This window comes from Pontibacter sp. 13R65, from assembly GCF_047525655.1.
In the GTDB taxonomy this organism is placed as follows: domain Bacteria; phylum Bacteroidota; class Bacteroidia; order Cytophagales; family Hymenobacteraceae; genus Pontibacter.
This window is the reverse complement of sequence record NZ_JBLIQL010000013.1, coordinates 1-26175: the sequence shown is the minus strand read 5'-3', so window position 1 is coordinate 26175 and position 26175 is coordinate 1. Positions and strand designations below refer to the sequence as shown.

Annotated in this window: 14 protein-coding genes and 1 pseudogene; 4 read left to right on the top strand and 11 right to left on the bottom strand. The window is 45.6% G+C overall.

All coding sequences use genetic code 11. The annotated features are described in order from the left end of the window. Nucleotides 1–17: 17 nt before the first annotated feature. The 3 genes from ACMA1I_RS15150 to ACMA1I_RS15140 all read right to left on the bottom strand — a co-directional run bounded on the left by ACMA1I_RS15150 (nucleotide 18) and on the right by ACMA1I_RS15140 (nucleotide 4485). Nucleotides 18–1559: a sodium:solute symporter gene (locus tag ACMA1I_RS15150; RefSeq protein ID WP_337069226.1), complete on the bottom strand. Its 1542-nt coding sequence runs from the start codon at nucleotides 1557–1559 to the stop codon at nucleotides 18–20. Next, on the bottom strand, nucleotides 1556–2503 hold the full coding sequence (locus tag ACMA1I_RS15145; protein WP_337069225.1) for a dihydrodipicolinate synthase family protein: 948 nt from the start codon (nucleotides 2501–2503) through the stop codon (nucleotides 1556–1558). The genes ACMA1I_RS15150 and ACMA1I_RS15145 overlap by 4 nt, the downstream gene beginning before the upstream one ends. A 185-nt stretch (nucleotides 2504–2688) precedes the next feature. Further along, nucleotides 2689–4485 (bottom strand): L-fucose isomerase, encoded by a 1797-nt coding sequence (locus ACMA1I_RS15140; protein ID WP_337069224.1) that lies wholly within the window; start codon nucleotides 4483–4485, stop codon nucleotides 2689–2691. A 771-nt stretch (nucleotides 4486–5256) separates the two neighbouring features. On the opposite strand from ACMA1I_RS15140, the gene ACMA1I_RS15135 reads away from it, so the two are divergent. After that, the gene (locus ACMA1I_RS15135) at nucleotides 5257–6135 is read left to right on the top strand and encodes an AraC family transcriptional regulator (protein WP_337069223.1); all 879 of its coding nucleotides are present in this window, start codon (nucleotides 5257–5259) and stop codon (nucleotides 6133–6135) included. 597 nt (nucleotides 6136–6732) lie between these two features. Here ACMA1I_RS15135 and ACMA1I_RS15130 read toward each other — a convergent pair. Both ACMA1I_RS15130 and ACMA1I_RS15125 read right to left on the bottom strand, forming a co-directional pair. Beyond that, nucleotides 6733–8457, bottom strand: a complete 1725-nt coding sequence (locus tag ACMA1I_RS15130) for a RagB/SusD family nutrient uptake outer membrane protein (RefSeq protein WP_337069222.1) — start codon at nucleotides 8455–8457, stop codon at nucleotides 6733–6735. Between the two features lie 123 nt (nucleotides 8458–8580). Further along, nucleotides 8581–11631 carry a TonB-dependent receptor gene (locus tag ACMA1I_RS15125; protein WP_337069221.1) on the bottom strand — a complete coding sequence of 1017 codons (3051 nt, stop codon included), beginning with the start codon at nucleotides 11629–11631 and terminating at the stop codon, nucleotides 8581–8583. A 1218-nt stretch (nucleotides 11632–12849) separates the two neighbouring features. Here ACMA1I_RS15125 and ACMA1I_RS15120 point away from each other — a divergent pair. Then, nucleotides 12850–14553: a glycoside hydrolase family 28 protein gene (locus ACMA1I_RS15120; RefSeq protein ID WP_337069220.1), complete on the top strand. Its 1704-nt coding sequence runs from the start codon at nucleotides 12850–12852 to the stop codon at nucleotides 14551–14553. A 285-nt stretch (nucleotides 14554–14838) separates the two neighbouring features. Here ACMA1I_RS15120 and ACMA1I_RS15115 read toward each other — a convergent pair whose 3' ends face one another. After that, on the bottom strand, nucleotides 14839–15567 hold the full coding sequence (locus tag ACMA1I_RS15115; protein ID WP_337069219.1) for an MCP four helix bundle domain-containing protein: 729 nt from the start codon (nucleotides 15565–15567) through the stop codon (nucleotides 14839–14841). Between the two features lie 392 nt (nucleotides 15568–15959). Between ACMA1I_RS15115 and ACMA1I_RS15110 the strand changes: the two genes are divergently transcribed. Next, entirely contained in the window at nucleotides 15960–17261 is a 1302-nt protein-coding gene (locus ACMA1I_RS15110; RefSeq protein WP_337069218.1) for an acetylxylan esterase, read from the top strand. Nucleotides 17262–17389: 128 nt separating this feature from the next. Here ACMA1I_RS15110 and ACMA1I_RS15105 read toward each other — a convergent pair whose 3' ends face one another. Then, nucleotides 17390–17746 (bottom strand): helix-turn-helix domain-containing protein, encoded by a 357-nt coding sequence (locus tag ACMA1I_RS15105; protein ID WP_337069217.1) that lies wholly within the window; start codon nucleotides 17744–17746, stop codon nucleotides 17390–17392. A 100-nt stretch (nucleotides 17747–17846) separates the two neighbouring features. Between ACMA1I_RS15105 and ACMA1I_RS15100 the strand changes: the two genes are divergently transcribed. After that, on the top strand, nucleotides 17847–18377 hold the full coding sequence (locus ACMA1I_RS15100; protein ID WP_337069216.1) for an NAD(P)H-dependent oxidoreductase: 531 nt from the start codon (nucleotides 17847–17849) through the stop codon (nucleotides 18375–18377). A gap of 210 nt (nucleotides 18378–18587) precedes the next feature. Here ACMA1I_RS15100 and ACMA1I_RS15095 read toward each other — a convergent pair whose 3' ends face one another. From ACMA1I_RS15095 to ACMA1I_RS15080, 4 genes and pseudogenes are all read right to left on the bottom strand, one after another. Then, the gene (locus tag ACMA1I_RS15095; RefSeq protein WP_337069215.1) at nucleotides 18588–20216 is read right to left on the bottom strand and encodes a RagB/SusD family nutrient uptake outer membrane protein; all 1629 of its coding nucleotides are present in this window, start codon (nucleotides 20214–20216) and stop codon (nucleotides 18588–18590) included. Nucleotides 20217–20238: 22 nt separating this feature from the next. Next, on the bottom strand, nucleotides 20239–23208 hold the full coding sequence (locus ACMA1I_RS15090) for a TonB-dependent receptor (RefSeq protein ID WP_337069214.1): 2970 nt from the start codon (nucleotides 23206–23208) through the stop codon (nucleotides 20239–20241). Nucleotides 23209–23687: 479 nt separating this feature from the next. Further along, a complete protein-coding gene (locus ACMA1I_RS15085) occupies nucleotides 23688–25742 on the bottom strand; it encodes a DUF2264 domain-containing protein (RefSeq protein WP_337069213.1) in 2055 nt (684 codons plus the stop codon). A 235-nt stretch (nucleotides 25743–25977) separates the two neighbouring features. Beyond that, nucleotides 25978–26175 (bottom strand): annotated as a pseudogene (locus ACMA1I_RS15080) (galactokinase); the annotation flags it as partial.

The window sequence follows — 26175 nt, the reverse complement described above, 5'->3', positions numbered from 1 at the left end:
AAGCTTATAATTGTTCGTTATCTTTTTACTTTATCTTTTGGGTAAACAGTAGAGCCTTTTTGAGCCGTTTTGCCTGTGTTACGCCCAAAGATTCCGGCAACGGCAAAACCCACCAGAAAGATAGCAGTGGTGCCAACTACAATAGCCAGGTTTGTGTGCAAGGTGCTTTTAAACTGCACCCACACCCCATCTGTAAAATAAACCGGCGAAAGGCTTACCCAGCAAATAACCAGAATTCCGGCTATCACGCCCATGGCTGCATCGAAGCTCTGCACTTTTTGCGATACAAAGCCTAACAAGAACAGGCCCAGCATACCGCCACTAAAAATAGAAGAAAGTGCCCACCAGGCATCTAATGCGCTTTTTACCTGCATCATGGCCAGCGATACGACAATACTAAAAATTCCCATTACAAAAGAAGCAATGTACAGCACACGCATCGATTGCCGCATGGTAGTATTCTTATTGAAAAAGCGTTTGTAGTAATCGGTAAGAATAACAGTGGCAGAGCTGTTGATACTGGTAGAAACCGTACTCATACCAGCAGCGAAAATAGAGGCTATCAACAAGCCGGTTATACCAGCCGGCAAACCATTTACAATAAAATGTGGGAAAACCTTATCGGCCATGCCTTCCTGGCGGAGGGCATCGGGCAACAGTTCAGGTTGCGCCTGGTAATAAGCAAACAGGGCAGTGCCAATAAAAAAGAACATCAGCGACACAGGCACGTACAGCATGCTCCCCATCCAGGTAGACTTAACAGCCTCTTTCTCTGATTTGGCGCTCATGTAGCGTTGTACGTAGTTCTGGTCTATGCCATAATTCTGCAGGTTAATAAACAGGCCGTATACCAGAATTACCCAGAACGTGGGGGCCGAAACACTGGTACCAAAACTACCGAGGCTGAACTTATCGTTGGCGGCTGCAATCTCGAAAAGCTGCCCCGGCCCTTCCGGCATGGTAAACATGAGCGTTCCCAGGCAAGCCAGCGCACCTGCTATAAGTATAATTCCCTGAATGGCATCGGTCCAGATAACAGCCTCTATACCACCCATCATGGAGTACAGCAGCACGCAAACACCTGTTACAATAATAATAAGCGGAATGCTCCAGCCAAATAAAGCATTCATGGGCAGAGCCAGCAAATACATGATGGCTCCCATGCGCGCTAGCTGGGTTAGCAGGTAACAAACAGAGGCATAAATGCGTGCCCAGGCACCAAAGCGGGTTTCGAGGTAATAATAAGCCGAAGGGCTGTTGATGCTCCGGTAGAGCGGCACAAAAAATTTAATGGCAATAAGAGAAGCTATCGGAATGGATAAGCTAAACACAAATCCATTCCAATTGCTCATATAGGCATTTCCTGGCAAAGCCAGGAAGCTGATACTACTCACGAAAGTGGCGAAAATAGACATACCTACTGTCCAGGCAGGCATTTTTCCACCACCTACCGTGTAATCGTCAGGGGAGCTTCTGCGGAAGTAAAAGGAACAACCGAACAGCACGACACCTGCCATGTAAGCGATAATAACAATTAAATCTATGAGGGGAAGATTCATAGGCTGACGGTATTTACACGCTGCATGGTGCTTTTAATTTCTTCTAAATGATTTTTAATCGTTTCTTTTTCGGCTCCCTGGAAACGCTGGTGTGGCTCAGCCAGAAAATCGTTGCAGATACCCAGAACGGAGAGAGCAGCCTTTACACCCTTCAGGTAGCTGGTGCCACACTTGCTCACGGTGTATAAACGGGAACTAATGTTAAGCACTTGCTGCTGCAAGATACTGATTTGCTCGAAGTTTCTGTTCTGAGCAGCCTCATATAACTCCACATACAGATGCGGGAAAATATTGGCACCACCGTTTACACCACCATGGCCACCCATCAGCACTACCTCAGCGGTAATTTCTTCGGGGCCAACCAGCAGCGAAAACTCCGGTTTATCGCGCATGATGTTACAAAGCATCTGGAAGTACACCGAGTTACCGGAGCTGTCTTTGAGGCCTACAATATTTGGGTGAGCCGAAAGTGCTTTTACCGTAGCCGGTTCAAACGACACTTTGGTATGCGATGGCATGTTATACAGGAACAACGGCAAAGAAACCCGGTCGGCCACATAGTTGTAATACGTTACCAGTTCGGCCTGGCTAGGCGTGTAGTAATAAGGCGGCGCCGATACCACAGCCGCGGCACCTGCCTCCGCAGCCGTTTGGGCCAGGCGTAAACTTTCAGAAACTGCTGTATCGGTAATACCTACCAGCACCGGCACACGGCCGGCCACCTGAGTACAAGTACGCTGCACCAGCTCATGGCGCAGGCTATAACTTAGGTTCGGCGCTTCGCCTGTAGTACCCAACACAAACAAGCCATGCGCACCACCTGCCAGAATATGTTCGATTAGTCGTTCCAGCCCTTCTACATCCAGTGTATCGTTATCCAACAAAGGAGTAACTAAAGGAGGAATAATTCCGCGTAAAGGTGATGGCAATGTTCCAGTTTTCATTATTGCTAATTTTGAATTTTGAATGAATGATTGAGTGAATATTTAATTTTGAGTGAGTGAATGGATGAGTGGCTTCTTGATTTGGAATGAGAAGGTGTGATTTGGAAACTTGAAGATTTAAAAATTTCTAAATCTTCAAATTTCCAAAGTCAACATTCACTCCTCCACCCATTCAAAACTCAAAATTAGTACAGTGTTCCGTAGGTTTGGCAGGCTCTGTAGTCGGCTCCTTCGGCATCCATACCGAAAGCAGACCAGGCGCTTGGACGGAATATTTTTTCTTCGGGCACGTTGTGCATACAAACCGGAATACGCAGCATAGAAGCCAGTGTAATAAGGTCGGCGCCTACGTGGCCGTAGCTTACTACCCCGTGGTTAGAACCCCAGTTGTTCATAACAGAGTATACATCACGAAAAGCACCTGTACCAGTTAAGTTTGGCACAAACCAGGTGGTAGGCCAGGTTTTGTCGGTGCGCTGGTCGATGTGGTGGTGCACGTGCTCAGGCAGGTCAATGGTCCAGCCTTCTGCGATCTGCAGTACCGGGCCTAAACCTTTTATGATATTTACACGCGACATGGTAACTGGCATTTTGCCTTTGGTAAGGAAGTTAGAAGAGTAGCCTCCTCCTCTGAAATACTCCAGTGTGCCAGGGTACCAGGTGGTGGCATCGAGGCATTTTTTTGCTTCTTCTTCAGAAATTTCCCAGAAAGGCTTCATAACGGGTTCTCCGTCACGGGTTTGTTGGCCGGTGCCATCGAGGGTGCAGGAGCCGGAGTTGATCAGGTGCAGGAAACCATCTTTGGCTATTCCTTGCAGTTCGTAACCGGTTGTTCTCTTCACCGCTTCCGGGCTCCAATAGGTGCGTACGTCGGCAAAAATCTGGGCTGTATCGGTAAGCAGGTGGCCAAACAGCATGGCTACGCCGTTCAAAGAATCGTTTTCGGTGGCTACGATAAAAGCCTGACGGATGCCGTTCCAGTCGAAAGAAGAGTTGAGGATAGCCTCAGAAAAATCGCCGTTCGGCAAGTGATCTGTCCACTGGCGCTGCCCCTGGAAACCGGAAGCAATGGCATTATGCCCGTGTGCCTCTTCGCCAAATCCCATTTCCTTCAGTTTCGGGTTTCCGATCATCAGGTCGCGGATAATGAGTGTCATTTTCACTACAAACTCCCAGTCGCCGTCTTTTTCTTCGCGGCTGCGCTGCTTGCCTTCCGGGTTATAGTCGGTACCTTCTTTGCAGTTTTCGCGGGTCCAGGCAATGGCTTTCTCAAACTCTTCCTGGTCAAAAATATTGCGCTCAATGCGGCGTAGCACTTCAGTAGAATCTACATACTCGGTGCGCATGCCCAGGTAGCCTTCAAAGAAACCGGCATCTACAATAGAACCGGCAATACCCATCGACACAGAGCCTATAGAAAGATAAGATTTACCGCGCATGGTAGCAACGGCCAAGCCTGCTTTGGCAAAGCGCAACAGCTTACCCTGCACATCGGCTGGAATGCTGCTATCGGTGATATCCTGCACATCTTTGCCGTAGATGCTGAAGGCAGGCAAACCTTTCTGGTTATGTCCGGCAAGGGCGGCAGCCAGGTAAACAGCACCCGGACGCTCGGTACCGTTAAAGCCCCAGATCGCTTTTGGCGTGTAAGGGTTCATATCAATGGTTTCGGTACCATAGCACCAGCAGGGCGTAACGGTAAGTGAAACGCCTACCCCACTTTTTTCAAATTTATCGGCAGCCAGGGCAGCTTCTGCCACCCCTCCTATGCAGCTATCGGCAATTACGCACTCTACAGCTGCTCCATCAGGGTGTCTTAAATTTTCTTCAAAGAAGCGGGCCACGTTTTGGGCCATGCCCATCGTTGTTTCTTCTAGCGACTCCCGAATACCACCTAAGCGGCCATCTATTACCGGGCGAATGCCAATTTTAGGTCTTGAACCAATTAATCTGTTGCTCAATTGCTTATTATCCATTGTCATGCTTGTATGTATTTTTCGAGATCCCTGTTACTGGTGCCTCTGATATTCAATTAATTAACGTTTGTTATATTATTAACAAAACAATCTCTTTTGATCCCTGCCTGCGCAGCGCCTTCGTTCCGTCTACAAGCTTTTTATAGAGCTTCTTAAAGCCAACTGCTTTTCGCTAAATTTTTCGGATGCAAGAGAAGCTTCGAGGGATATTTACCTTTAAGTTAATAGGTTAAAATTACTCAGAATAAGTGTGCCGATGCTATGCTTTATTTTCTTATAATTATAGTATCTTAGCATAAAATAACCAAACACTATATAGCGCATTGTCCTTAGATAGTGTTTTGTTGAGCGTAATCCAAAGAATAAATATTATGCTATGTTTACCTAAGCGATATTTTTTAAGATAAAGGCTGATTTCTTGCAGCAGAAACAAAGCTAGTGCAGCTAAAGCAAAATAAGTACAAAAAAGAGGCGTTTGCATAATAATAAGCAGCTGCTAGCAGAATGCGTCTTTCTGCCACTGCTACCCTAGCAGAACCAGGTAGCTGAAAAGCGATATCAGGCCTGTAGCAGGGGCATGTGAGGCGTATGATGTGTGAAGGAAGCCTTTGTTATGTAGCCCGCGAAGCATTTGTGAATTATGCTAATGAAAATGGCCTTCTAGAGCATATTTCCATCTTAAATGCCTTAGGTTGTAAATCGCATCACCTTGACTGCCTCTACTGGCAAAGGCAGTTCCAGCATATGTTACCCCTTAAAACCAGCGTCCAGCATACCATGAAACCCCATTTCCATAAAGTACCCGTAGGGCTGCAAAGCTCCTTCAGCATCAGGCATAACAGGCAACCAAACTTTGGCACGGTATGGCATTACCATCCTGAGCTCGAATTGCACTATGTTATAAAAGGCGAAGGAGTCCGGTTTATAGGCGATCAGGTAGATAATTTTTCGGCCGGCGAAATTATTCTCCTGGGCGAGAACCTGCCGCATACCTGGCGTTGCCGCGAAGCATACTTCAAAGACGGCTCCGAACTGGAAGTTGAGGCTATTGTTATCCAGTTTCTGCCCGACTGCCTGGGTCGCGACATTTTAAACTTGCCAGAGGCCTACCTGCTGCCGAAGCTGTTTGAGCGGGCGAAAAAAGGCCTTGTTGTAAAGGGAGAGGCAAAAGACAAGCTGGCGCAACTCATGCAACAGGCCGTGGAAGCGAAAAGCCTGGACCGCCTGATCGTGCTGCTCTCTATTTTAAAAGTGCTTGCCGAAACCGATGAGGTAGAGAACATTACCTCGGCGCATGCATTCTACAAATCGAACGAACTCGAAACGGAGCGGCTCAACAAAGTCTGCTCCTACACGCTCTCCCATTTCAACAAAGACATCAGCCTGATGGAGATTGCCTCCGTCGCCAACCTCAGTGTAACCTCTTTTTGCCGTTATTTCAAAATAATGACCAAGAAGACGTACAATGATTTTCTGACGGAAATACGGATCAGCCATGCCTGCCGCGCCTTAATAGAAGACAAACAATCAACGGAAGTCATCTGCTTTTCGTGCGGGTTTAACAATGTATCGAACTTTTACAGGCACTTTAAAAAGGTGATGGGCACCACGCCACTGGAGTACAAGCGACAGTACCTGAAAGCAGAGGTAGTTTAACGCCACCGGCCAAAGTCCACTTAAGACATTTTCACCTCTGGGAGGCAAAAATCATTTGAAGAATTGATTTTTTATTAGTTGCTGATCACTAAATGGCTTGATGGTTTGATAGATTTTCGGTGAATGACTGAGGGAATAATTCTTTCGACCCTTGATTCGAAAAAATCAAAAAGCCTCTGAAAGACAAAAATCATTAGAATAATTTTACCTAAAGCTAACTTAACTTAATGTATTGCGGCAGGTACCAACAGAGCGAATACTTTTGCCAAGTGCACTAAATGAGCCGGCACTGTTCGAGCGTTCAGCGAGTTTGGCGGGTCTTGGCTTTCTTGTTCTTTTTGTATCAAGACAAAAAGAACAAGAAAGCCAGCTATGCAATAGCTTCAGCTTGATTAAGAGGTAAACAGCAACTATGCAAACTTAGTCTTAGCAACTGCTATTGCCGCCCGTCTATAAAATTCTTCCAGAAGGACAGAAGGGAAAAGTACATAATCTCGTAGGAAGCTAACGAAAAAATAAACAGAAGACTTTTTTCCGCAAAAACAAGAAAGGCACCCTATTGGGTGCCTTTCTTGTAAGCGAGCTAAAAATTAAAGTTTAATTGTAGCCAGGATTCTGTCCGAACTCTTCGCCATTTAACAGCGCATTAAGCTCTTCCTGACGGATAGGGCGGAGCACATGATGATCCTGGATTTGGGTAATGTCTGGGTTCAGTCTTCTTACACGCTCAACCAGTTTGCCGGTGCGCTTCAGGTCGAACCAACGCAGGTGTTCACCACCTAACTCACGAGCACGCTCATCCAAAATAAAGTCTAAGGTTATCATGTCAGATGAAACCTGCATTTCGGCCACTTTACCAGGTAGAGCTGCTCTTGTACGCAGCACATTTATATAATCGGCTGCCCCCTGAGGGTTTCCTAATCCGAGTTCTGCTTCTGCTGCAATCAGGTACATCTCTGCCAGGCGCATCACGATTACGTCTTTAAAACCAGACTGTGTATTAGCAGATTCACGATCCGGATCTTGGAATTTTTTAAAGTTTACATATAAGTTACCGTTTCGAATGGTGTTGTCTGACAAGTAAACACTGTCTCTGTCAACAGCTACATATGGTTTTAGTCTTTCTCCTGTCAGTTGTTTTTTAGTGACATAGAGGGCCGTATCGATACCAGCTCTGATCTGCTGCCCTACTACACTTGGATCTTTGAAATAAGTATCCGCTGTGGCTGCTGTCCAGGTAAAGTTCTTATTCGCAATCCATGCTTCCTGAAAAGATGCTTGATAACGTGCATCTAATGTTTCATTAAACATATCTAGGAAAGCCAGTGTAGGCATTAATCGCCTGTTGTTGTCGAAGCCATAGTTTAAGTCCAGCTCCAGTCCAGGAAGACCATTATAACGAGCTTGAAAAACATGATAAAGCCTGTTTCCGCTGGGATCGTAATTTAAACCCGGATTGGAAGCAGAGTTACTTACCACGTATAATGCCTCCTTATTGCGTTTGTTGTTCCTAGGATCCCACATTTGCGCATAAGTTGCATATAAGTCTACTTCAAGAGCCGCCTTATTGTCTATTACTTCTTTCGCCTTTTCAGCTGCCAGCCTCAGGTACGTCTCTTTGTCACCGCCTGTAGCATAAGCCGCCCTTGTTAGGTATGCTCTGGCCAGAAATCCTTTTGCCGATTTTTTACTGGCCCGGCTATACTCATTACCCCAACCACTTTGCACAGGCAGATGTGTCTCTGCGAATTTCAGGTCTTCGATTATGAGTTCGTAGAAAGCCTCTACAGGGCTTCTGGTTGCAGTTAACATGGGACCCTGGGTTTCCTCGGTACGAAGCATTACGCCCCCCCAAGTCTCCACCACGTGCCAGTAATAAAAGGCCCTCAGAAACCGCAGCTCACCTAGGCGTTTGTTTTTCTCATCTTGGTTAACAAAACCAGCATTATCAATCCGGTTGATACCAGCATTACAAAGGTTTATAGCTGGCCAGAGTAAATTCCAGGCAGCCCTGTTGGGGTTGCCCTGCAAGCTATTAAGACCTGCATACTGCGTTAACTGACCGGCATATGTATTTTTATCGCGGTTGAACCACAAATCAGTGCCAGCCTCCGACATAAAAATACCGTCTTCCTTACCGTACCAGGAGCGCTGCTCTGAATAAGCTGCGTTCACGTTTGTTACAAAACCCTCCGGTGTAGACCAGATTTCGTTTGCTGTTGCGCCAGATGGGTTGTATTCATCCAGGTCGCATGATGTCAGCCCTAGCACAAAGGCTGCTGCCAAACATGGCAATAATTTAAATTTATTTAACTGTATCATCTTAAAGAATATCCATTATTAAAAATAGAACTACTCGATTTGTCTTCGTTCTTGAGACAAACGGCTCATCCGTTTTCTTCAAATTGCTTGATACTTAAAAACTAAGATCAAATGCCTTCGTTTTTAGAAACCAACATTAACACCAAATACAATTTGCTTGCTCAACGGATTAGACTCAGAGCCTCCTCCTTCAGGATCGTAGTTTCTTAGCAAATGGTGCTTGGAAATCACTAAAGGGTTAGAAGCCGTGGCATAAACACGCAGGTTTTCTAACTTAACTCGCTGGCTTAAGGCTTTAGGCAGCGTATAACCCAGTGTTACGTTTCTAATTTTGAAATAAGATCCGTCTACAAAGCTCAGTGCCTGGTAACCGGTATACCCCACATAGTTGTTCAAGTTTGCTCCCCTTCTCGGACGCGGATAATCGTTGGAAGGATTTTCTGGTGTCCAGTAATTAGCAATTTCTGGACCATTGCCTGTACCTGATGGGTTGAAGCGTCCTAAGAATTGTGCGTTGATGGTTTGTCCATAACGTGCAAACAGGTAAATACCAAGATCAAAGGCCTTGTACTTGAAGTTGTTCTGAATACCACCTAACCACTGCGGAACGGTAGAACCAATATAGCCAAGGTCTTCTGCGTCAATAATAAAGTCTCCGTTTAAATCTGCCACTTTGATGTCTCCTGGCTGAAACTGGTAGTTACCTACACTGTAACGGGCCGCTTCATCAACCTCGTGTGCCTGCCAAATACCTAAGAATTTATAGCTGTAGAAAGACGAAACAGGACGGCCAATTAGCAGAGAAGTAGTTTCGTTAGTGATGATATCTGTTCCATCAATCAGCTCTGTAATTTCTTCTTTGTTTCTGGTAAAGGTGAAAGTAGTAGACCAGGAGAAATCGCTGGTTTGGATGTTATGAGTGGTAAGCGCTACTTCTATACCTCTGTTTCTGGTAGCAGCTATGTTTTCATTCACCCTTCTTACACCAGTAGAAATAGGCAATGTTCTTGGGTAAAGAATATCGGTTGTTTTGGTATCGTATACATCTACTATGGCAGCTATTCTGTTATTGAACAAGCCTATGTCTAACCCAAAGTTTGTAGTAGCCGACTTTTCCCAACCCAGATTCGGGTTACCTACCAGCTCACTGAAATAATAAGCTGGTGCTGCAATATCTCCGAAGCCCATAGCCCTTTGGTTGGCTACTAGAAGGCTTTGCGTTCCATAAGGGCTGATGCTGTAGTTACCGGCTACACCGTAGCTAGCGCGTAGTTTCAGGTTGGTTACCTGCTCTACACCTTGCATAAAGGCTTCTTCGCTTATGTTCCAGCCTGCTGCTACAGATGGGAAAAAGTCCCACTTATTGCCAGGAGCCAGTCGGGAAGCACCATCGTAACGACCAGTTACAGTTAACAAGTAACGGCTTTTGTAGTTATAGTTCAAACGACCAGCATACGCGAGGTTTTTAGTACCTTCAAATGGCGACCGAATGTCACGCGTAGCAGCAGTGCTTGTGGCATCTAGCCCATAATACAGTTGCGAAGAAACAAGCTGCCCCTGACCTTGCGCATAGACTCTGTCTTCGTCGGACTGGATGTAGCTTGTAATACCTGTGATGGTCACATTGTGGCCACCAAAGTCTCTAGTGTAGCTTAACACGTTGTCCCAATTCAGGTTTCTGCCATAAACTGCTTCAGACGAGGCTAAAGAAATTCTTGTATTAGCACGGTTTAGGGAAGTAGCATCATCATAAATACCTTGTCTGCTCAGGGCTATATTAGTACCAAAGCTAGATCTGAAAGAAAGTCCTTTTAAAGGAGTCAGTTCCACAAAAGCATTTGCTAAAACACTTGTTCTGAGTGTATTGTTACGAGCTATAAAATCTGTTCTTTCGTCGGCCAGTGGACTGATGGTAGTACCATCCGGTAAAGGGAATTGCCGAATAAGGCCGTTTTCGTCGTAAGGAACACCGAGTGGGCTGATAGACAAGGCTTGCGACAACGGATTTCTACGTTGATTTCGATTAGATTGCGTTACCTGGCTTAAAACACCGGCTTTCGCCCATGAGCTTAGCTGCTGGTCTATATTCAAACGGAGATTATAACGGGTAAAATCGCTGTTTCGCAGCATGCCTTCTTCCCTAAAATATCCTGCCGAAGCAAATACTTTTGTTTTCTCGGTTCCGGCTCTTACCGTTAAGGCATGGTTTTGCTGCGTACCATTCTCCTTTACTAAATCCATCCAATCTACCCACTGCCCGGCCTGCACAGCATCCCACTCACCTGGTCCGTCAAAAATTCTGGCATCATCGGCTTCGCTGTTCCATAAACCAATGGTGCGCGCGGCCTCTCTTCTTAACTGAATATAATCATCTCCGGTTCTAGACTTAGGAAAGTTGTATTGCGTTACGCCATAATAACCATCATAAGAAACGCGTGCTTTTCCTTCAGCGCCTTTTTTGGTGGTTACGATAATAACACCGTTTGCTCCCATCGCACCATAAATGGCAGTAGAAGATGCATCTTTTAAAATCTCAATTGATTCGATATCATTTGGGTTAAGGTCGTTTATACTACCCCCCTGGAAACCATCTATAATATAAAGAGGCTCATTCCTGGATGCTAAATCATCTCTGCCAGCGATGGATCTGTTACCACGCAGTGTTATGGTTGGATTTGCGCCAGGCGCACCAGAACCACGCATAATATCAGCGCCGGGTACTCTTCCCTGGATTGCTTCTATTGGGCTATGGGTAGGAATCTGCACAATTTCATCTGATTTAACAGAATAAACAGAGCCTGTCAGGTCTCTTCTTTTTACTGTACCATAGCCAACTACCACTACCTCATCTAGTACTTTGCTATCCGGAAGTAAAGATACATTTATTACGGAGCGGTTGTTTAAGGCAATCTCTTGTGTCTGGTATCCTACATAAGTTACTACCAAGGTAGCGTTAGGATCAGTCACGTTCAGCTCAAAATCGCCATCGATTCCGGTGGCTGTTCCATTTGTGGTGCCCTTCACCATTACAGTTACGCCAGGCAAGCCAGTATTAGATTCGTCTACTACTGTCCCTCGTACCACCGTACCCTGTGCAAACGCCCCCACGAAGCATAGCAGGATAAGTGGAAGAATGAGAATAAATCTCAAATCTTTAGATATTGAGTTTTTCATTTAAAATGTGTTAAAAGTTATGGAAAAGTATTTGGTCAATCATAATTCCGTTTACTTAGCACGTTGCTTACTGGTAGGCATCAACTTCACTTTGCCACTTTACCCTGAGGTGTTTACCAGACAAAACAGACATGCTTCATTTGTGCTGCCAAAAATAATTTGAGAGAAAAACCAGCAGCGTTGAAGCGCCAGCCATGGCACCAATCACAACTCATCCTCTTTATTTAAGGCGCTTTTTACTGCATTTTCTAAGTTTTCAAATTACCCCCTATTTATGTTAAACTACCGTTTGTTAAAATTTACACATTAATTATATTAATAAAATCCAATTAAAGGTTTTATCTGGGTCCAAATAGGCTAACAATTACTCATAAGTAGCTTCAGGAACAATTAGGAAGATGTTAGCTAAAGACCTATTCATTGTTTAAACCTTTAATTATCAGCACTCAAACTATCATTTGTTTAATTAAACTAAAAACCGGACCTTCTTCTATTTATAACAATTCATTATAAATTTAGAGAACCACTCCTGTTATTTTACATTTTTTCTGATGCAGCGGTAAGTGGTCCGGGAACAGTTCTCCATCATTAAAAGGCTGTTTCAGATCAGTATACCTTCTTTTTCCATTGGCTTGCCTTAAACTCGGCAAGGCTGGTTTCTGTTTCTACACCCTTATTTAGCCCAAAAAATGTAGCTCCTTCAGCTTCAGAAGCTGCTTTAGCTTATTTTATTGGGAGAGTAAATATATTACATATTTCGAAAATTTGCCTTTTTTTTTATTTATTTATAAATACTATGTTTGTACGTAAAAATAGTTTTAAGGCTGGGCGTTTTCAAAATTATACTCTAACGTGCGTTAATGCATAAAAATCGTTAGCAGAAAAGGACTTGAAATATCAATACTATAAAAAGAACACTTTAGTCTGATAGCTAAATTATTTTATATTTTTCACGCTACGGTAGCATCTCCTCCAGGTACTGGCGACCATTTGCGAAAATGATACTAATGCTACCTAATCAACGTTCATGGCAACCGGCTGAGGAGCCATAGTTTATTGCCAGATTTGATGCTTAAGCGCAACCCCGTAGCAGGAAGTTAAACCTGCTGCAGAGGAACAGGAACGGTAGTAAGAAATGCTGAAAGCGAAAGAATCTTACATCAAAAGCCAGCATATATAATTAACCGCTAGTTTACATTTACCTATAATATATTACTTATGACACAGGAAAACCGCGCAGAGGTAGCCAAGCTGCCTGCCAGTAATCATTTCGCCTGGTCGGGCATCAGGCCGTTTATGCTCTTCGTGCTTTGTTCTCTGCTGGTAGCCTGTTCCGGCTCCTCCAATAAAGCAGATGGCTCGGCCAATGCTGTCGATGCAGGAAATTGGGCCGACCGGGTACCAACCATAGACCAGGTAGGCGCTGCCATGCTGCCGGATACCATAGCGCCTGTGGAAGCTCCTTTCGACATGCCTCAATTTAAGAAGCCTACTTTTCCGGAGCTAACTATTAGCATAACCGAGCGGGGAGCTAAGAAAGACCGTATCACCACCACCGAAATTCAGGCCACCATTGATGAGGTGCACCAGAAAGGCGGCGGCACAGCCCGTGTTCCGGCCGGCATTTGGAAAACAGGCCGCATCAGCCTGAAGAGCAACGTTAACCTCCTGCTGGAAGAAGGCGCAGAGCTGCACTTCAGCGGTGAAATAGAAGATTACAGACCTGCCGTGTTTACTCGTAACGAAGGCATTGAAGTGATGTCGTTGGGGGCGTGTATTTATGCTAATGGCCAGGAAAATATAGCAGTTACCGGAAAAGGCAAACTGGTTGGCCCCCCGGCCGACAGTCCGCTGAGAAACCGGGTAATGGAGGTAGATGTTATTGAGAAAGTGGTGCCACACGACAAACCGGTAGCGGAGCGGGTGTATGAAGGATACAACGACGAGTTCATTTTCCTGCCGATGTTTATCTCGCCTATTAACTGCAAAGATGTGTATATAGAAGGCATTACGCTGGAAAAAACGCCTTTCTGGAACATTGTACCCGTTTATTGCGATGGCGTGATCATAAGAGGTGTAACAGTTAACTCTGTAGGCATTCCGCGTGGCGACGGCATCGACATTGAATCGTCGCGAAATGTGCTTATAGAATATTGCACCCTGAGCTGTGGCGACGACTGCTTTACCATGAAAGCGGGCCGAGCAGAAGATGGCATGCGCGTAAACAAACCTACCGAAAATGTAGTGGTGCGCTACTGCCTTGCCCGCGAGGGACATGGTGGCATTACCACCGGCAGCGAAACCGCCGGCATGATCCGCAACCTGTACGTGCACGACTGCGTGTTCGACGATACTGGCGTAGGCATACGATTTAAAACCCGCAGACCGAGAGGTGGAGGCGGTGAGAACCTGCACTACGAACGCATTAGAATGAACCTGCGAAACGATGCGTTCCACTGGGACATGCTCGGCAGCAGAACCTATGTTGGCGAACTGGCCGATCGTATGCCGGTACGCGAAATAAACAAGCTAACACCGAGTTATAAAAATATTTTTGCCCGCGATATTATCGTGGAAAAAGCAGATCACTTTGTGAAGATAAAAGGCATACCGGAAACGCCTATGACAAACCTGCTCATTGAGAATGCACAAGTAAAATCGAAAGGGTTGTTTATTGCCCGCGATGCCAAAGACATTACACTACGTAACATAGAAGTGCAGGCGCAGGATTCGCTCATCGAGATTTTAGATGGCCGCAACATCCTTTTCGAAAACGTACGGTTTACAGTGCCTGGTGGTGAGCTTGTTCCGAAGATAGAAGGCGACCTGTCTGACAACGTCCAATTTAAAAATACTACGCCGCAAAAGCCGAAAGGATGGCAAACTACCGACTGGCAAAAGCAGCAGCAGGCGCAACCATAAACTTTTGCTCCTATACAAGAGTAAAGGCTGGATATAATCTAAGAGCTGGTGAACGCAGCCAGGAGCTTCTTCATCGGTTTTGATTGAAGAACAAGCCTATACACTACGCAACTAACTTTAGCATTAAACAAAAACTCCCGCTTCAAACTGAGTTGAGGCGGGAGTTTTTGTTTTTAGTTACACGTTGGCCTTAGGGTGTTTGGCCTGATAAATGCTCCGGAAGGGCTTTTTCATTAGAATAATTGCTTGATGGAGCCTCAGCCTGAAAACTTCTCTCACTACTGCCTAATTCATGTTAAAGTTTTTAGGCTTGATATTCACCATTCTGGACGAAACAATAAGCACCTGCACAATTAACCCGATGATCAGGACCAGCCCCACCTCCAGGCTCGACAAAATGTTGGTGCTGGACACAATGTGCTGCGAATCGCCTACCAGCTCCTTGCCTACCTCCGACTGAATTCTGGTGAGTTCGTGCAGGTGCTTAATGGTACACATAAAAACAGCTTTCCCCTCCTGCTCAAACATGGCTGTACCAGCCGCTCTCCCCTGTTCATGACTTAGAGCAAGAATGGCATTTTCCATGCGCACGTATTCCTCCACCTTGTTCTTCAGGCCAAGAAGGCTTTTAGACTCCTGATCTACCAGGTAAGTGCTTTCGAAGTTGTGGATTAGAGAGTCGACCTGCCGGTTGTGCCACTGCATCTGTTCAACTAGGGCAACTTCGGACTCGGCTTCTGTAATGAGCAAGTAGTGCTCCATTAACAAACGCTTGTTGTACAGATGCTCTGTAAGGTACACAATGTCTGTGGCCGGAAGAAGCCGGTCTTTGTAGATAGAGGAGAACGACTTGTTCATGCTGCCCATGTGCTTTTTCCACATAAAGTTTGCCAGCAGCACCATCACAATCAGACAGCCAAGCAGAGAGGCTATCTTTAATTTCTGTTGAATTACAAACGACCACTTCATAGCTACCACCATTGATCTATGTAAAGATAATATTATTTTTGACATAAAAAATTTTAATATTAGGTAACAGACTTGGTGGGTGCCAGTTTCTGCAGCTACTGTTATAGGAAGGGCTTAGGAACAAACGAAGAGATAGGATAAGAACTTTTTGTGTTAATATAAAACACGAAGAAATTGGCCAAAGTTTGACTTACCCTTGTGCCTGAAACAGCCTAAATAGCTCTGCAAGGCCTTTTTCATTAGAAGAATTTTATCTACCTGTTATCCTTCTCCGCTCAGACCTAAAACTGGAACATCCTTCAACAACAGTAAAAAGAGCGGAAATGACGCGAATACTATAAAATTTTATTACCTTTTTTGCTGGCTTCGCTAGCTGGGCGCATCATATGGCTGCAGCCCTATTAGCTTACATGGCTTTTAAAAGTAAAATCTGAAAAATGAGACTTGCACAGCACCTCTTCACTACCCTTAGCTGTTTACTGCTCCTGTTGCAGGCAGAAGCCCAGAATTCGCCGGCACCTCTTAAACTTGTTGATATTTTGCTGACGCCAGATTCAAAAGACTGGATTTACGCTGTAAACCAGCAGGCATCAGTTGAAGTAACGGTTCTTCAGTACGGTGTGCCGCAGGAGGGTGCCCAAATCAGTTTTGAGGTGGGGCCGGAGCTTTTGCCACCAGATAAAAAAGGTGAGCTCACCCTCCGCAAAGGCAGTGGCAAACTAAGTGTTGGCACCAGCAAAGAGCCTGGTTTCCGGCAACTGGTAGTTAAAACCGAAATCAACGGTAAAACCTACAGCAATACGGTTAAGCTTGCCTTCTCCCCCGAAAAGATAATGCCTACTGTGCCTATGCCCGCCGATTTTGCAGCCTTCTGGGAAAAAGCAAAAGCAGAGGCCGCCACTGTTCCTCTCGACCCGCAGTACACGCACCTGCCCGCTTATTCTACCGCCACCATAGATGTGTACCTGGTAAGCCTGCAAAGTTTCCAGAAAGGTAAGCGCCTGTATGGTTATTTAAGCAAACCCAAAGCGCCAGGCAAATACCCTGTATTGTTTTCGCCTCCGGGTGCCGGCATAAAACCCATGAACCCTCAAACCGGATTTGCCGAACAGGGTTTTATCAGTTTCACCACCGAAATTCATGGCCTTTCGCCACAACTCGATAGCGACACCTACAAAAGCATTAGCACCGCCTTTGGCGACTACTGGCTCAACAAACTCGACGACAAAGACAATTATTATTATAAAGGCGTATACCTGGGCTGTGTGAGAGCCATAGATTTCCTGAGTTCACTACCTGAGTTCGATGGTAAAAACATAGTGGTGACAGGCGGAAGTCAGGGAGGGGCACTGGCCATTGTGACTGCCGGCTTAGATAAACGCGTAACCGCGCTGGCAGCCTTCTACCCTGCCCTTAGTGATATGACTGGCTACCTGCATGGCAGAGCCGGCGGCTGGCCGCACCTGCTCGCCCCTCGTCAGCAGCACACCAACAACACTCCTGTCAAACTCAACACCATCAGCTACTACGATGTGGTAAATTTTGCGAAGCAGCTAACAGTGCCTGGTTTTTACTCCTGGGGCTACAACGACAACACCTGTCCGCCTACCTCAGTATACGCAGCCATTAATGCTGTAAAAGCCTCCAAAACTATAGTCATTACACCCATATCTGGTCATTGGCGGTTTGAGGAAACCAACCAGCAATCTTTGGAATGGCTGAAAAAGCAGCTGAAGTAGGCTTCCGTTTTTAAGGTTGCCACCATACGAAACAGAATGATCAAAATCGCTTTGGCAGCAGAAGTACAGGTTTGGAATTTAGCCTATTAAGCTCTTACACATTGTGCATGAGAGGCGACGTGTATCTCCTACATTAGATTTTTATGCTTCCTTCCCCAACTTTCGAGTTGTTCTATAATTGGTTTCAATTCGTAGCCAATCGGGGTTAGTTCATACTCCACTCGTGGCGGAACTTCTGCGTAAACCGTCCGTTTTACGATCTTGTTTTCCTCCAATTTCCGCAGCTGCAGTGTCAGCATTCGTTCCGTTATGTTTGGCAAATGTTGCTTTAATTCTCCAAACCTAAGTTTTCGGTTTATTAACCAGGAACAAATTACTAAAGCCCATTGCCCGCTAATAATATGGGCAGCATAGACCTCTGGACATTCATCAGCTAAAGCTATTTTGTTGACAAAATTGGTCGATGTTTCCTTTATTTTTGACATTACTTACATTTTTTATAGTACCTCACAATTGGGTGGTAATATACAAAGCGCTACATAAGCTCCTTACTTTTGCATCAGGTACTTTAAAAATTTTGATGATATGAAGACATTAGTAATGGTTATTCATCCCGATATTAACAGTTCGCTCATTAACAAAAGATGGGTTAAAGAATTAAATAAATTTCCTGATAAGTATGTCGTTCATCAGTTATATGATGTATATCCTGATGGAAAGCTTGATGTGTTGACAGAACAAAAACTCATTGAACAATATAACAAGATTGTATTTCAGTTTCCTTATTACTGGTTCAATTGTCCTCCACTTTTCAAAAAATGGTTAGATGAAGTATTGATTTACGGATGGGCCTTTGGAAGTAAAAGCGGTTACAAGGTTTCGGGGAAGAAAATTGCGCTGGCTATTTCATTAGGAGCTGATGAAAACGAGTATCGGTCATCCGAAAAATACAAATATACTTTGGGAGAGTTAACCCGCCCTTTTGAACTCACTTTTGAATATGTAAAAGCGGATTATAAACCACTTTTTGCATATTACGGAATTGAGTTAACTTCTTCGGAAGAATGGATTGAAAAAAGTGTTCCTCTGTATCTGAATTTTCTAAATTCTATATAAGATTTTGCTCCAGCGTTCTCCGGCTAGCATGCCGAACAACTAGCATATAAACCGGATAATAAGTTTAAATGTTTTATATTCTGAGGTGGTTAAGCTTCTTGGTAACGCGTTGTGCAAAGGAAGAGCGAGAGATCTTTATAAACAGTAAAGGCCTCTGAAGTTATTTCAGAGGCCTTTGTAATAAGAAGATTTACCTAACCAGAAAAATAATTAGCGTATGTAACCTGGGTTCTGTTCAATAACGGCATCCTTATTCAAATCTATTTCGTTTTGCGGAATAGGCAGCAACAAGTGTGTCTGCGTTAACCCCTGAATCTGCCTGTTTGCCGGCAAACCCGGTATGTTGGTGTTCAGGCGAGTTGCCCTGTCTACTAATGTACCTGTACGCATCAGGGTTAAACGACGGTTTTCTTCACCAATCAGCTCTCTTGCTCTTTCATCCAGGATAAAGTCTAAGGTAATATCGGTTGCGGAAACAAGTGGAGCATTTGCTCTGCGTCTTAACTCATTAATAGACTCGGCTGCACCGGCAAGGTTGCCTTGTTTAAACTGTGCCTCAGCTTTCAACAGGTACGTTTCGCCTAAGCGCATCAGAATAAAATCTTTCCACATGCCATAGCCAAACACATCCTGCGGATCGAAATGGCCCCACTTGGTAATGTATGGGTTTATGATAAAGAGTGTATCTGGCCCTTCGTAAGGTACTTTAGTTTTGTAAATGTTGCTGTACTGTTCTTTAGGGTCGTTGTAATAAAACTCTCTGCGGATGTTGTACTTCGAGTTACGCATATCACCTGCATCATACAAATCGTACAGCACCCAGTTATTAAGGCGCATTCTGGAAATGCCTCGGCCACCGAGTGAGTCGGCAGGGAGCATGCCGGCGCGGCTATGGTAGGAAGCACCCCAGTTCCGACGGTGCTGTGGGGCATCGGTCATGCCGCCCGGCACATCCCTGGGGTTTTCTGCTTCCATTACCCAGATAGCTTCCATGTTGCCCTGGCTCCTGCGCTGGTTGCCATAAATAAACATATCAGAAAAAGGATCGCCAGGTTGGTTTGCTTTTACACCATAACGAGTTTTGATCAGGTTAAATCTGCCGCTGTTGATAACGACATCTGCCTGGGCCTCGGCAAGAGCAGGTTGGTTTACACGAAGATACACCTCGGCTAACAGCTGGTTTGCCATGTACTTGTTTGCTCTGGCATGCCTATTGGCAGGTAAATCGGCAATGTCGGGAAGGTGTTCTGCTGCAAATTGTAAATCGGCAAGTATCACCTGGTTCACCTCTGCAAGCGGTGCACGCACAAAATCTGTTCTTGGCACCGTTAGTGGCTCTGTTATGAGCGGCACACCTCCAAAAGCTGTTGCCAGTATGTTGTAGGCAAGACCTCTGAAAAAACGGGCTTCCGCATTTATCCTGTTCTTGTCAGCATCTGCGATGGCTGTAAGGTCCGGACTCTCTACGTTCTGGATAATAACATTTGCATTATTGATCATGGTATACGACCAGTTCCAGGTATGATCTGCAGCACCATCCAGCGGGGTTAAGGTGTTATAGTCAAAATAGGGGTTTTCCATACCCTGCGGTTGCGTAGGCCACACAATATCGGTTCCTACCTGCCACACCGATACCCAGCCTTGCGCCCAACTAACGCTATGAAAGGTACTGTTATGGTTATACAAGCCAATTACCGATGCTTCCAGACCTGGTAGATCGCGTAAGTTAGTGGGTGAATAACTGTTTAATAATTCTTCTTCCAGAAACGAATCGTCGCATGCTGTAAGAGCCTGCAAGCCAATACAGGCACAAACAAATAATCTTATATATTTTTTCATTTGATTAAAGCTTAAGTAGGTATTAAAGAGTAAGGTTAAGACCGAATGACACAGATCTTACCAGCGGGTAATTATTCACCCAAGAGTCTGAACCACTTGTTGAGCCTCGCGGAAGATGCGTACTCTCCGGATCCCAGCCTACCCATTTTGTGAAAGTATACAGGTTCCTGCCGGCAGTGTAAATGGTCAGACCGCTAATGCCAAACCTCTCCAGGAAATCCTGTGGCACCGTGTAGCTCAGGCGGGCATCTTTTATGCGAACATAGCTGTTGTCTCTGGCAAAGTTATAGCCGTGTGGGTTTCTGTAGCTCAACGATGGCCACTCATTGCTTCTGTTCTCAGGAGTCCAGTAGCCGACTTCAGCCGGTATGTTTCGTTTGCCTACTTCATCGCCGTAAAAAATATCGGGGTTGCTTTTCATAGAACCTTGCGAAGTCTGCAGGAACACGCTCAGGTGGAAATTGCCATAATGGAATGTGTTGGTTAGGCCACCGTACCACTTAGGCAGTGTAGAGCCTAAATACATCCGGTCATCGCCGGTAATCCTGCCATCGCCATTCACATCTTCAAATCGCAGGTCGCCTGGTCTGGCATTCATCGTGGCTGGGATATCGTCTCCTTCCTGCCACACGCCTAACCAGTTGTAAGAGAACACAGCACCCAAAGATCTACCAATAAACCAATTGTTAGTAATATCATCCTGACCATCACCATACAATTCTATAATTTCGTTTTTGTTTCTGGTGAAGTTGATATCTGTTTCCCACCTGAATTTGCCAGCCTCTATGTTAGCAGTGCTTATAGTAAATTCCACGCCTTTGTTTCTGACTTCGCCCAGGTTATACCACACACTGGAGTAGCCCGAAATGTTAGGGATTTGGCGTTGCAGCAGCAGGTCTTCTGTTTTGGCATTGTATACCTCCACAGTACCTCTGATTCTGTTCTGCAAAAATCCATAATCCAGGCCAATGTTAGCAGAGGTGGTTGTCTCCCAGTTAAGGTCTGGGTTACCAAGTCTTGCCGCCAGTACACCAACGCTGCTGGCGCCACCAAACGGAAAGCGAACCGGGTTGTAAATAGTAGCTGTCTGATTAGGATCAAGTGCCTGGTTACCCGCCTTCCCATAAGAGAACCTGAGTTTAAGCTCTGTCACCGCACTCACATCTTGCATAAAAGCTTCGTTAGCAATATTCCAACCTACAGCCATAGACGGGAACAAACCGAATTTATTTGTGTTAGCACCAAAGGCAGAAAATCCGTCGCGGCGTGCAGTTAAGGTTAACAGGTAGCGGCTATCGTAGGAGTAGTTAATACGGCCCATTTGCGATAGCAGGTTGGTTCTGTTACTCTCAGAAGTCGAGAATCTGTTTTCGGCAGCACCCAGGTTATAGAACGACAACTCGTCATTTATAAAAGTATTTGCCTCAGCTCCAGACCGGAAGTAATCGGTACCCTGTGCACTGTAAAGGCCGGTAAAGTCGATGTGGTGCTTATCGAAATCTTTGGAGTAGGTGAGTATGTTTTCTAATACCCAGTTGTTGGTTTCGTTGTTATTGGCGTAGGCAGCACCTACCATGTTATTACCGGCTCTGCCTGTGTAACCAGCCTGGCGGCCTATCTCATAGGTGTACGAAGCATTCAGGCGATATTTTAAGCCTTTGGCAAAACCAGGCGAAAGTTCGGTATAGGCTGTTCCGGTAATTAATTTTCGTCTGTCTACTCTGTCGGTAGTTAAACCCAGGAGCGGGTTTGCAAACAGCAATTCCGGGAACATCGGGAATATTTCGAAACCACCAGCATCGTTATGCACCTGGCCATAAGGGCTCATGGCGGTAGCATTCAACATATTGGCACGACCACCGTCGGAGTTATGATCTGCAAAGTATAAAGAGGTACCGGCTTTCAGAAAGCTTGTGATGGTGGCATCCAAATTGGACCTTATGCTGGCCCGCTGGAATCCGTATCCTTTTACCACACCATCCTGGTTCAGGTAACCACCGGTCAGGTAGTAATTTACTTTATCGGTGCCACCGGTTATGCTTAGGTTATGTTCCGTAATTTTGCCGGTTTGAGTAGCCTCATCCAGCCAGTCTGTTACACGACCTGCATTGTAATTCTCTACCTCAAAAGTATTTGGCAGTACCTGGGTTAGTGTTAGCCCCTGCGCTCTCTGGTAATCAGCGAATTTCTGCACATAAGCATCCGGAGACATGGGTGTTAGTTTGTTAGACAGGCCTTCTACACCGGTGTAACCACTGTAGCTGATGCGTGGCTGTCCGCTAAGGCCCCTTTTGGTTGTAATCAGGATAACGCCGTTAGAACCACGTGTACCGTAAATCGCAACAGCAGAGGCATCTTTCAAAATTTCAATCGACTCAATGTCGTTGGGGTTGATGTCGTTCATCTGGCCAAAAAACGGGCTGCCATCTACCACTATAAATGGAGATGTTCTGGCACTGATAGAGTTAACTCCTCTGATTCGCATGCCGCCGGAACTACCTGGCACCGACGAGCCCTGCGTAATGTTCAGGCCAGCCGTAGTGCCCTGAATAGCTTGCGTCAAATCTGTCACAGGAAGGTTAGATAGCCTGTTTTTAGGAACGGAGGCTACTGAACCTGTAATATCAGATCGCTTCTGGGTACCATAACCAACTACTACTACTTCGTCCAGCGCTCTGGCGTCAGAGCCTAACTGCACATCAACAGTCGTTCTGTTGTTAATCGGCACCTCCAGAGTTTGAAAGCCAACGTACGAGAAAACCAGGGTGCCACTGCCACCTGGTACAGCAATAGAGTAATTTCCGTCAATATCGGTTGGGGCGGCCGTAGTTGTACCTTTAAGCAGCACGGTTACTCCCGGAAGAGCAACTCCGCCCTGGTCGGTTACTTTACCTTGTACTGTTATTCCTTGAGCAAAGGCTCCGGCAACAAAAAGGCACACTAGCGGAAGAACCAATAGGTACCTCAGCCCTTTTAATAAATAATGTTGCATATAGTTAGTTTTAAATGTTAGTATAAAATTTTATCACAAACAGATAATTTTAGGTGTGGTGTTAACATAGGATGATTTGCTAGGTTAGGTGTTTGGTTTTCATAAATAGTCTTAATTAGTAGGTCATAGGTTTATATAGTTTTTCAATGTTTGAACAAGGCTAAGGTGGTGTAGCACCTTAACTAACATTCGTTCACGTTAAACAAAAATGAAACATCTGAGGGGAAACGCAGGGGGGGTAAATCTGAATTTAAAGGGGGGAAACTCGTGCAACAGCAGGTATTAGGTGCAGGAAAAGGCTCAGGAGTGCTGTAGCCTGCATTCCTGAGCCTGGTGGTTCTGGCACCAGATAGTTATAAGAACTGCCGTCAGGCTCGGAGCCTCAGGCAGTTTTAATCTAAAAAAGCTTCGGAAGGCCTATTTCATTAGAATAATTGGCCAGATTAATTTACGCACCTGTTTAACCTGTAGCCCAGTCTTTAATTAAATCGAATAGTTTTGCTATCGCCGTTTCTAAACTCAACAGTTGTACTTCCATCTTTCCCGGACCTTATCTTTTTTACCGGTACCAGCTCGTTATCTGTCCACTTCTCTCCTGCTTTTTTCCAGAGGAGAAGAGTCGCATACACTCCCTGCTCCTGCTGACCTGGCGTAAATGAATCTGTCGCGTTTATGACAACACTCCTGTTACTCACCGGATGCAGCCCCGTAGCCGTTACTGTTTCCATACCATCTAAACCGAGCAGTGTTACCATAGCCAGTTGGTACTCGCCGTTGTCGATAATTTTTACTGCATGCCCTTTTACTTTTCTTGTTTCCTCTTTTATGGGCTCTTTTAATTGCGGCAGGGCGTAATGCCCCAGGCGCACCTGTGTAGCTTGCGTGCTGTTGTTATTATCAACTCTTAAAATGCCGTTCGGTAAGGGAATGTCTGCCAGGCTGAACTTGATGTTCTCATCAGTCTCCAGCACCACATCCCGGTAGTAAATGCCTTCTTCATACTTTTTGAAGGTATAAAGCCGGAATGCTTCCCACTGGTTCTGCTTATTTTTAATCACATAATTCATAGCCACTTCGCCGTTCGCACCATCGGCCTGCCACGGAAAAGCGCTGTTGTAGGATAGGCGATTGTAGTTTTCTGTTGATCTGAACTTTTGCCAGTCGTCGGCTACTTTTTCGTGGCACCAGGCACGAACTTCTGCCGCACCTATAGCAGGGTAATCTGTAATTAAAATATTAGAACCTCCCTCCTGAAACTTGTTGTACACGTTTCCTTTCTCAAGCTCCTGCTCCCAGGCTCCTTCGTTTTCTGTCTCTGTCCAGAAAGGGTTCTCTTCCGGCACCAGCAGCCCTAAAAAGGCTTTGCCCATCCAGAACACGCTGCCCCGGCAGCTGTAAATCTGCACAGCAGGCTCAAAAGCGCCATAAAAACCTAAAGTCGGAATATTATCATCGGCCATAAAATCCGGGTTTTGCAGAAACTGGAGCATAGTACCAGAGGCTATACGGCGCATCCAGCCATAATTGGTGCCTGGCTCCTGCGCCAGCCCCATAAGCGGGAAAGGCACCACAGAAGCAAAGCGGTAGGCTATGCTGCGGCCCCACATAATCATTTTGCCGTTCTTATCGAACAGGTAGGGGTAGTTGCCGTGCAGGTCTTTAAAGTTGCTCATCAGCTTTGCAGCATATTCAGGGTAATGCTTCTTCCCGAAAAACTCAGACCACAGTGGCCCATACATCTGGAAGGCCCACATGCTGTAAAAGTCGTAAGCCGGGCTGTCGTGGTACCACCCATCGCCCCGGTAATGCTCCAGCGACTTATCGAGGTACTCTTTCAGCAGCTTCTCGTTTACTTCGTAGCCTTGTTCTTTAAAGAAACTAAGCACAAAAATGTTGAAGAACCGCCAGTTGGAGCCAATCGTGGGTCCGTCGCCGTAGCTGAGCATGGTGTGCGCCAGGGCATCTTTCTGTGATTTGGTAAGTGGCTCCCATAGAACCTCCGGAATGTAAAACAACGATACCGCCAGTGCTCCAAACTCTACCAGAATCTGACTGGGGCCTCCTTTTTGCGCGCGCGGTGCAATATAGGTATCGCTGGCAGGGTCGATCAGTTTTACCAGTTGGTGGCGGTAATAGTCGGCCACTTTTATGCCATTTATCTCCAAGGCAGGATTTTCTTTTAGCAGCGGGTTGGCCATAAACAAGGTGCGGCAGAGCCCTTCCAGTCGCTCCGTTTTGTTTGGCCCCGGCTCTTGTGGATAGCTTTTGCCCGGCTGCTTCGGAAATTCCATCGGGTCTTCTAATTTACTTATGTAACCGAACGCCCCCTGTAACAGGTAGTGCGCGGCATCTTTCCAGTGTTGGCGCGTCATGCCTGTGTGCGGACTCGTTTTAAAATCCGGGTTACGCAACTGGAAAATCTGCTGGCTTTCAGGCGATTTTACAGACACAGCTTCCTTGGTTAACGAAGAGGTTTGTGCCTGCACAAGGCCATGTATCACTAGAAATAAAAAAACGATAGCATATCTTATCATAGCAATCTTACTTGTTTTCTTAAAAACAGAAATGAAGTTTATTGGTTGGTTTTATCCTGTTTAGCTTACTACCTAACTTATCTGTTATGGCTTCTAAAATAAATTATGCGCTCTGGGCAACCTGCCATCGGTGAGAAAAACCTCCGGAAGGCCATTTTCATTAGAATAATTTGAATTGAACAGGATTGGCAGTCTTAGAAACCGGCATACTACGCTGCCTGACAATGCGCTTTGGTTAGGTAAGTAGAATGAGTTCTTCCTGGCTTATCATGCTGCTCCCATCCACTATCTGGGCGATGTACACCTTAGGCTCTCTGCCGAACTGCTGCTCATAGGCCTGGCTTACCTGCCGCGTGTACTCCTCCAGCCGCTCTACGTGCACCAGGTTGATGGTGCAGCCGCCAAAGCCCCCGCCCATCATGCGGGCCCCCAG

What these genes read in the sequence shown, in the direction of transcription:
- ACMA1I_RS15135 (WP_337069223.1), top strand. Translation starts at nt 5,257, where the DNA reads ATGAAACCCCATTTCCATAAAGTACCCGTAGGGCTGCAAAGCTCCTTC.
- ACMA1I_RS15085 (WP_337069213.1), bottom strand. Translation starts at nt 25,742, where the DNA reads ATGATAAGATATGCTATCGTTTTTTTATTTCTAGTGATACATGGCCTT.
- ACMA1I_RS15150 (WP_337069226.1), bottom strand. Translation starts at nt 1,559, where the DNA reads ATGAATCTTCCCCTCATAGATTTAATTGTTATTATCGCTTACATGGCA.
- ACMA1I_RS15095 (WP_337069215.1), bottom strand. Translation starts at nt 20,216, where the DNA reads ATGAAAAAATATATAAGATTATTTGTTTGTGCCTGTATTGGCTTGCAG.
- ACMA1I_RS15115 (WP_337069219.1), bottom strand. Translation starts at nt 15,567, where the DNA reads ATGTCAAAAATAATATTATCTTTACATAGATCAATGGTGGTAGCTATG.
- ACMA1I_RS15120 (WP_337069220.1), top strand. Translation starts at nt 12,850, where the DNA reads ATGACACAGGAAAACCGCGCAGAGGTAGCCAAGCTGCCTGCCAGTAAT.
- ACMA1I_RS15130 (WP_337069222.1), bottom strand. Translation starts at nt 8,457, where the DNA reads ATGATACAGTTAAATAAATTTAAATTATTGCCATGTTTGGCAGCAGCC.
- ACMA1I_RS15105 (WP_337069217.1), bottom strand. Translation starts at nt 17,746, where the DNA reads ATGTCAAAAATAAAGGAAACATCGACCAATTTTGTCAACAAAATAGCT.
- ACMA1I_RS15125 (WP_337069221.1), bottom strand. Translation starts at nt 11,631, where the DNA reads ATGAAAAACTCAATATCTAAAGATTTGAGATTTATTCTCATTCTTCCA.
- ACMA1I_RS15110 (WP_337069218.1), top strand. Translation starts at nt 15,960, where the DNA reads ATGAGACTTGCACAGCACCTCTTCACTACCCTTAGCTGTTTACTGCTC.
- ACMA1I_RS15100 (WP_337069216.1), top strand. Translation starts at nt 17,847, where the DNA reads ATGAAGACATTAGTAATGGTTATTCATCCCGATATTAACAGTTCGCTC.
- ACMA1I_RS15140 (WP_337069224.1), bottom strand. Translation starts at nt 4,485, where the DNA reads ATGACAATGGATAATAAGCAATTGAGCAACAGATTAATTGGTTCAAGA.
- ACMA1I_RS15090 (WP_337069214.1), bottom strand. Translation starts at nt 23,208, where the DNA reads ATGCAACATTATTTATTAAAAGGGCTGAGGTACCTATTGGTTCTTCCG.
- ACMA1I_RS15145 (WP_337069225.1), bottom strand. Translation starts at nt 2,503, where the DNA reads ATGAAAACTGGAACATTGCCATCACCTTTACGCGGAATTATTCCTCCT.